The following is an 8,051-nucleotide window of genomic DNA, read 5'->3' on the forward strand; positions in this document are numbered from 1 at the left end:
GCATCCATCCCCTCGGCTCGCGGTATCCTACGACGGAGTTTCCTCCGTCGTTTTTTTCGTCGCCCGCGCCTGCCGTTTCGGTACGCGCTTTGTAGGTGCCCATGCAGGACGCATCGCTTTCCTTTTCCGATCTATCGCTGCCGGACATCGGCGCCATGCCCGCCGCCGACACGCTGGTGCTGACCGTGAACAACCGGCTGTCGCGCCGCTTGACGCTGGAGCTGGCCGGCCTGTTGCGCCAGGAGCGCCAAGTCAGCGAATTGCCGCGCATCCTGCCGCTGTCGGCGTGGTTGGCCGAGTCCGCCAACGAGCTGGCATTCGAAGCGGACGACGACGTGCCCGCTTACCGGCTGGACAGTTTTGCCACGCAGCTGGTGTGGACCGAAGCCATTCGCGCGGAAGAGGCGGAGCGGGTGCTGCTGGACGCCAGCCAGGCTGCGCGTCTGTCCATGGACGCCGATTTGCTGATGGACGAGTGGGACCTGCACGTGCCGTCGGGCGCGGACACCGACGAATACCGCGGCTTTGCCCGGTGGCGCTCGCGCTACCGCCAAACGCTCGCAGGCATCGACGCCGAAGACGCGAACCAGGGGTATGCGCGCGTGCTGCGCGCCCTGGAGGACGGCCGGCTCGCCACCCCTGGCCAACTGGTGCTGGCGGGTTTCACCGACATTTCCCCGCGCTTTCGCCGGCTGCTCAGCGCATTTGAGGCGCAGGGCACCGTAGTTGCGCAGTGGCGCGACGCGCAGCGGGTCGAAACCGTGGCGCGGCGGTTCGAGGCCGCGGATCAGGGCGCGGAATGGCGCGCCGCCGCCGCGTGGGCCGCCAGCCGGTTGAAGGCAAATCCGCTTGGGCGCTACGCCATCGTGTCGCCGCAATTGGAGGCCGAATCCCCGTTCGCACGGCGCGTGTTGAGCCAGGCCTTGGCCGGCCGCGATGGCGCGCCGGCTTTTGCGTTCAACGTGGCGGTGGGCCGGCCGCTTGATGAATGGCCGATGGCGCGCGCCGCGCTGGCGTGGCTGCGTGCGCTGGCCGAATGCGCCGCGGGCAAGGGCTGCGGCGTGGACGTGCTGGGCGCCGCCGTGCTGGCCGGCTATTGCGCCGGCGACGTGCGCGACCGCGCGCGCCTGGCTGCGATCGACGCACGCTGGCGTCGGCAGGCCGTGCAGCACGTGGGTCCGCAGGATTGGAAAAAGTTGCTGGCCGACATGCCCGCCCTGGCGCAAGCCTGGAACCAGGCGATGGAGATCTGGACGCAGGGCGGCCGCCAGGCGACCTGCGACATCTGGATGCTGCGCATGAAAGCCGCGCTGACGGCGTTGGGCTTTCCCGGCGAAGCCGTGCTGGATAGCGTCGGGTATCAGGTCATGGGCGCGCTGGGCGACGCCTTGGGCAGCTTCTCGGCGCTGGCGCCGGCGGCTGGCCGGCTGGGCGGCGTGGCGGCGGTGAACCTGCTGCAAAGCGTGGCACGGTCCGCATCGTTTCAGCCGCAGCGCGATCCCCTGGCGCGCCTGGATGTGCTGGGTTTGCTGGAGGCCGAAGGCGGCTACTGGGACGGCGTCTGGATGCTGGGCTTGACCGACGACGTGCTGCCCGCATCGCCCAAGCCCAACCCGTTGTTGCCCCTGGCCGTGCTGCGGCAGGCCAAGGCGCCGCGGGCTACGCCCGAGCGGGAACGCGAATGGGCCGAAGGCATGTATGCCGCGCTGTGCCGCTGCGCGCCTGACATCATCGTCAGCCATGCCCACATGGATGGCGAGCGCGAATTGCGCCCCTCGCCGCTGATCGCCGCGACCGCGTTGACGGACTGGGCGCCGGCCGCCGCTGATCTGGTGGCCGCGCTGCCGCAGGAATCGCTGGACGACAACCAGGGGCCGCCGCTGGCGCCCGGAAACCGCGGGGGCGGGGGGCTGGACGTCCTGGATACGCAGGCGCGCAACCCGCTGTGGGCCTTCGTGCGCCACCGCTTGGGCGGCCGCGAACTTGCGCCCTATGCCGACATCGCCACCGTGAACGTGCGCGGCCAGTTCCTGCACAAGGCGCTGGAACTGGTGTGGGGCATGATGCCTGACCAGGAAACCCTGCACGAGGTCCTGGCCACCGGCCGCCTGCCCGCGCTGCTGGAGCAGGCGGTGGCGCAGGCCGCGGAGGTCGAGCTCAAGGATTACGCGCCCGCGCTCAAGGCGCTGGAATGCCAGCGTGCCCGGACCGTGCTGGCCTCATGGCTGGACATGGAGGCGCAGCGCCTGCCGTTCGCCGTCGCCCAGGTTGAAAAAAACCATCAGTGGCAGCGCGGGGCATTGAACCTGAAACTGCGGCTGGACCGCATCGACAGCCTGGCCGACGGCCGCAATGTCATCGTGGACTACAAGACGGGCGTGGCCGCCGCCAAGCCCGAGCCCGACTGGTCGCGAAGCCGGCCGGTGAACGTGCAGCTGCCGTTCTACGCATCGGTGCTGGCGGACGCCGCGGGCGGCGAGGTGGCTGGCCTGGTGCTGGCGCAGATCCACGCGCGGCAGGTGGCTGCCCAAGGCCTGGCCGACGAAGACCTGGGCATGCCGGGCGTCACGCTGGCCGAAGACAGCAAGTTCTTCGATGGCCTGTCCTGGCCCGAGATCCGGCAGCGCTGGCGCGGGGCGATCGAAGCGCTGGCCGACGAGTATGTGGCCGGGGTGGCCACCAACGTCGCCTACCGCCGGGATGATTTGAAATACTGCGATGCATTGCCGTTCCTGCGTTTGCATCTGGACGACGAGGACGCATGAGCATGGCTGAACAAGAACGCTTGCCGCAGGACCACGCCGCGCGCACCGACGCGCTGGACCCCACCCGTTCGTTTTTGGTGCAGGCCCCCGCCGGGTCGGGCAAGACCGAACTGCTGACCGACCGCATCCTGGCCCTGTTGGCCACGGTGAACCGTCCGGAAGAGATCGTCGCCATCACCTTCACGCGCAAGGCCGCGTCCGAAATGCACGCCCGCGTGCTGAGCAAGCTGCGCCGCGGGCTGGACGGGCCGCCCGAGGCCATGCACGAACGCCGCAGCTGGGAGCTGGCCCGTGCCGCGCTGGCGCGCAACGAAGCGCAGGGCTGGCATCTGCTGGATCACCCGGCGCGCCTGGCCATCCGCACCATCGATTCCTTCTGCGCGGGGCTGGTGCGCAGCATGCCGTGGTTGTCGGAACTGGGCGGCATGCCCGAGATCACCGATGACGCCCGCGCAAACTACGAAGCCGCGGCGCGCGCCACGCTTGATCTGGCCGACGAGTACGACGCCGTGCGCGTGCTGCTGCAGCATCTGGACGTGGACGTGCAGGCGGCCAAGGACGCCATTGCCGACATGCTGGGTCAACGCGACCAATGGCTGCCGCTGCTGCGTCACGGTTCCGACCGCGCGGGCATGGAAGCCATGCTTGCCGAGGCCATCGGCGAAGACCTGGACGCGCTGAGCGAAGCGATGCCGTACGGCTGGGCCGAAGCGCTGTGCGGGCCTGCCCGGCTGGCCGCCACCCATCTGCAGGACGGCGAAGACGACAACAAGCTGCTGGCGCTGCTGGACTGGACGGAAGAGCTGCCGCCGGACGCCGACGTGCTGGACCAGTGGCGTGCGGTGGCGCATCTGTTGCTGACCGGCACCGGCAGCCTGCGCAAGACGGTCAATAAGAACCTGGGATTTCCGGCCAAGTGCGCGCACAAGGAACCCTTTGTGGCGTGGCTGGAAGCGGCCGACGGGCAGGCCGCCTGGGTGCGCCGCCTGAACGCCGTGCGCGACATCCCGGAACCGCGCTTCACTGATGCGCAGTGGGAAGTGCTGGGCGCCCAGTTGATGACCCTGGCGCTGGCCGTGGCGCAGTTGCGCCTGCGCTTCGCGGACACGGGTGAAGTCGACTTCATCGAGATCGCGCAGCGCGCGGCCTCGGCGCTGGGCAGCGCCGATGATCCGGGCGAATTGCTGTTGAAGCTGGATGCGTCGATCCGCCATCTGCTGATCGACGAATTCCAGGACACCAGCCAGACGCAGCTGGACCTGTTGCGCACGTTGACCTCTGGTTGGCAGGCGGGCGATGGCCGCAGCCTGTTCCTGGTGGGCGACCCCATGCAGTCCATCTACCGTTTCCGCAAGGCCGAAGTGGGCCTGTTCCTGGAAGTGGCGGATATCGGCGTGGGCGAGTTGCAGCCCGATTTTCTCAACCTGACCGACAACTTCCGGTCGCAGGCGGGTATCGTCGATTGGGTGAACCGGTCGTTCGTGTCGTTGTTGCCCAAGCGCAGCGACGCCGCCGCGGGCGCGATCGCCTACAGCCCGTCCACGGCATTCCACGACGCGCTGCCGGACCCGGCGGTGCGTTTTCATCCCGCCTGGTCGCGGGCCGGCGCGGCGCCCGCCGAAGAGCAGGCCGAAGACATCGCGGTGGGGCTGGTGCGCCAGGCATTGGTCGACCACAAGGGCGCCAAGCATCCGGTCGCGGTGCTGGTGCGCGCCCGCAGCCACCTGGGCAACCTGACCCGCCGTCTGGCGCAGGAGGGCATCCGTTGCCGCGCCGTGGACCTGGTGCCGCTGGCCTTGCGGCCGGTGGTGGCGGACCTGGTGCAATTGGTGCGCGCGCTGTCGCATCCCGGCGACCGGCTGGCGTGGCTGTCGGTGCTGCGCGCGCCCTATTGCGGCCTGACGCTGACGTCCTTGCAGCGCCTGTTCGGCGACGACCACATCACCCCGGTGCCGGTGCTGCTCGAGCGCGCTTTGCGCATCGTGCGGCCGACATTGCCAGCGGCGGTGGACATGGCGCCGCAGGGCTCCCTGTTCGACGCCGCTCCGGCCGCACCCGAATCCCCGTCGGCGCAGGCGCTGCTCAGCGCCGACGAATTCGAGCGCCTGCGCCAGGTGGCGGCCGTCTTGCTGGACAAGCGCAACGACTCCGGCGCCATGCCATTCGCGGCGTGGGTGGAATCGCTGTGGCGCCGCCTGGGCGGCCCCGCGCTATATGCCGGCCTGTCGGTGGCCAATGACGCGGAAAGCCTTTTCCAGTTGGTCGAACGCCTGGCACCGCACGGCGGCATCGACCCCGCAGCGCTGGACGCAGGCATATCGAGGCTCTTCGCCGCGCCCGATGCGGCGGACGAGGACGACGGCGCGGTCGAGATCATGACCATGCACAAGTCCAAGGGCCTGCAATTCGAAACCGTCATCCTGTACGGCCTGCACCGCGCGCCGCGCGGCGACCAGGCGCCGTTGGTGCGTTTCGAGCAAAGCGGCGGCCGCGTGCTGTTCGGCCCGGTCAAGCCGCGCGCCGAAACCGAGGCCGACCCGGTCTCGCGCTACCTGGGCGCACGCGAGGCGCGCCGCGCCTCGTACGAAATCGATCGGCTGTTGTACGTGGCGGCCACCCGGGCGCGCAAGCGTCTGCATCTGGTGGGCCACGTGTCGCTCGACGAGGCCACGGGGCAGATCAAGACCCCGCCCGCGGCCAGCCTCCTGGGCCGCCTGTGGCCCTGCCTGGAAACGCCGGTGCCGCCCTCCTTACAGGGCGAGGCCGAACCCGACGCCGCCGACGGCCCCGAGTGGCAGGGTGAACCTTTGCGGCGGGTGGCAAGCGTCGGCCTGGCGCAATTGGCGCGCCTGTCCGACATCACGGTCAGCCCCGGCTTTGGCGCTGCCGCCCGCGGCGCCTGGGGCGACGGCAGCGAGCATCCCGCCTGGCAACTGGAAGCCGGCTACGACGCCGCCATCGGCACCCTGGCCCACGCATGGCTCGCCCGCATCGGCCAGGACGGCGTGCACGCGTGGCCCGCCGACGCCCTGGAAGACCGCCTGCCCGCCATGCGCCGCCAACTGACGCGCGCAGGCATCCCCGCCAGCCAGGCAGACGCCGCCGCCGAAGCCGTGCTGGAAACCCTGCAAGCCACGCTATCGGACGACCGCGGCCTGTGGCTGCTATCCCAATCCGGCGCCCGCCGCGAATGGCCACTGATCGACGCCGCCGGCAAGGTATCCGTCATCGATCTGGCGTTGAGCACCGAAGACGGCTGGCTGATCGTCGACTACAAAACCGGCCGCCCCCACCCCGGCGAACCCCCCGCCGCCTTCGCCACCCGCATGCGCCAGCGCCACGGCGAACAACTGCTGCGCTACTGCACCCAGGTCACCGCCCTGGACGGCCGCGTAGCCCGAGCCGCCCTGTACTTCCCCAGAGCCAAAGCCTGGATAGACCTGCAATAGCGATTTCGACCGCAACCTGCACGATGGGTTGCGCGCGCTGGCCCCCGTCCCCCTAAAGACGACACCCGCGCGCTCCACCCATCCTACGCATCCACGCCCAAGCCGAGGGCCGCGTCCAGCCCGAGGACCGTGCCCAAGCTGGAGGATCGCGCCCAGCCAGAGGACCGTGCCCAGCCAGATGACCGGGCCTAAGCCAGAGAACCGCGCCCAAGCGAGAGGACCGCGCCCAAGCCAGAGGCCCACACCCCGAGACAGCCGCCCGCAAAGCAAAGCGAGCAAAGCGAAGCGAACAAGCAAGCAAGGCAAAGCGAAGCGAGCCAAAAATGGCAAGCGAAGCAAAGCCATCCCTCCCTCCCCCTCGGGGGGAGGGCCGGGGAGGGGGCAACATACCGCCCCTCAGGGGCCCGCCAACCGGAAGGCTGCAAGCAAGCGAAGCGCAGCTCTGCTAGAATTCCGGTTGGCGGGCCCCTCCGCATGGTTCGACGGTGAACCTGGTCAGGTCGGGAACGAAGCAGCCATAGTCGTTTAGGGTCAGTGCCGGAGTAAGGCTCGCCAACCGGATTCTTCAAAGCAACGGGTAGTCATTCAACCCACCGCTCGATTGCTTTCAAGGGGGACGGGGTTATTTTCCAGGGATTCGTTCCACGGGAATAAGCCCGTCCCCTTTGCATTTCAGCCAGCACGCGAAACAGGCTCTACAATCCAGCCATGACTTATCTGGTACTGGCCCGCAAGTGGCGGCCGCGATCGTTCGATACCCTCGTGGGACAGGATCACGTGGTGCGCGCGTTGACTCATGCGCTCGACACCCAACGCCTGCACCATGCCTGGTTGTTCACTGGCACCCGGGGCGTGGGCAAGACCACGCTGTCACGGATCCTGGCCAAATCGCTCAACTGTGAAACCGGCATCACGTCCAAGCCGTGCGGCGTCTGCCGCGCGTGCACGGAAATCGACGCCGGGCGCTTTGTCGACTACCTGGAGCTGGACGCGGCCTCGAACCGCGGCGTCGAAGAGATGACGCAGCTGCTTGAGCAGGCGGTGTACTCGCCGGGCGCGGGTCGCTTCAAGGTCTATATGATCGACGAAGTGCACATGCTGACGGGCCACGCCTTCAACGCCATGTTGAAGACGCTGGAAGAGCCGCCCCCGCACGTCAAATTCATCCTTGCCACGACCGATCCGCAGAAGATCCCGGTGACGGTGCTGTCGCGCTGCCTTCAGTTCAACCTGAAGCAGATGCCGGCCGACTCCATCGTCGGGCACTTGCAGGCCGTGCTGGGCCAGGAAGAAGTCGCTTTCGAAGTGCCGGCCTTGCGGCTGATCGGGCAGGCTGCCCAGGGGTCCATGCGCGATGCGCTGTCCCTGACTGACCAGGCCATCGCCTACAGCGCCGGCAACATGACCGAGGACGCCGTGCGCGGCATGCTCGGCACCATCGACCAACGCCACCTGGTGCGCCTGCTGGACGCCCTGTCCGCCGGCGACGCCAAGGGCGTGCTGGCGGTGGCCGACGAACTGGCGACCCGTGGTTTGTCCTACGCCGGTGCGCTGGCCGATCTGGCGGTGCTGCTCTCGCGCGTGGCGATCGAGCAGCGCGTGACCGGCGTGACGCCGGCCGAGGATCCGCTGGCGGCCGATATCGCCCGCCTGGCGCTCGGCTTGCATCCCGACGCCGTGCAACTGTTCTATTCGGTGGCCGTGCATAGCCGCAGCGAACTGACGCTGGCCCCGGACGAGTACGCGGGCTTCATCATGGCCTGCCTGCGCATGTTGGCGCTTAACGGGGATGCCGGTCCGCAAACCGCGCTGGAAGCGCCCGCCGCGCCCGCCCGTC

Annotated in this window: 3 protein-coding genes and 1 other RNA gene; all 4 read left to right on the forward strand. The window is 68.9% G+C overall.

Features of this window, described 5'->3' with window-relative positions; translation table 11 throughout:
* Positions 1-101 precede the first annotated feature (101 nt).
* Positions 102-2,765 (forward strand): PD-(D/E)XK nuclease family protein, encoded by a 2,664-nt coding sequence (locus tag AC27VE_RS07005; RefSeq protein WP_488703401.1) that lies wholly within the window; start codon positions 102-104, stop codon positions 2,763-2,765.
* A gap of 2 nt (positions 2,766-2,767) precedes the next feature.
* Positions 2,768-6,214: a UvrD-helicase domain-containing protein gene (locus tag AC27VE_RS07010; RefSeq protein ID WP_488703402.1), complete on the forward strand. Its 3,447-nt coding sequence runs from the start codon at positions 2,768-2,770 to the stop codon at positions 6,212-6,214.
* A 459-nt stretch (positions 6,215-6,673) separates the two neighbouring features.
* Positions 6,674-6,771, forward strand: an RNA gene (ffs, locus tag AC27VE_RS07015) — signal recognition particle sRNA small type.
* Positions 6,772-6,922: 151 nt separating this feature from the next.
* The coding region (gene dnaX / locus AC27VE_RS07020; RefSeq protein ID WP_488703403.1) for a DNA polymerase III subunit gamma/tau at positions 6,923-8,051 on the forward strand (1,129 nt) is incomplete at its 3' end.

The organism is Achromobacter sp. 18P8.1.1, from assembly GCF_057799415.1.

Coding starts and splice junctions, on each gene's coding strand:
- AC27VE_RS07010 (WP_488703402.1), top strand. CDS start 2,768: ATGGCTGAACAAGAACGCTTGCCGCAGGACCACGCCGCGCGCACCGAC.
- AC27VE_RS07005 (WP_488703401.1), top strand. CDS start 102: ATGCAGGACGCATCGCTTTCCTTTTCCGATCTATCGCTGCCGGACATC.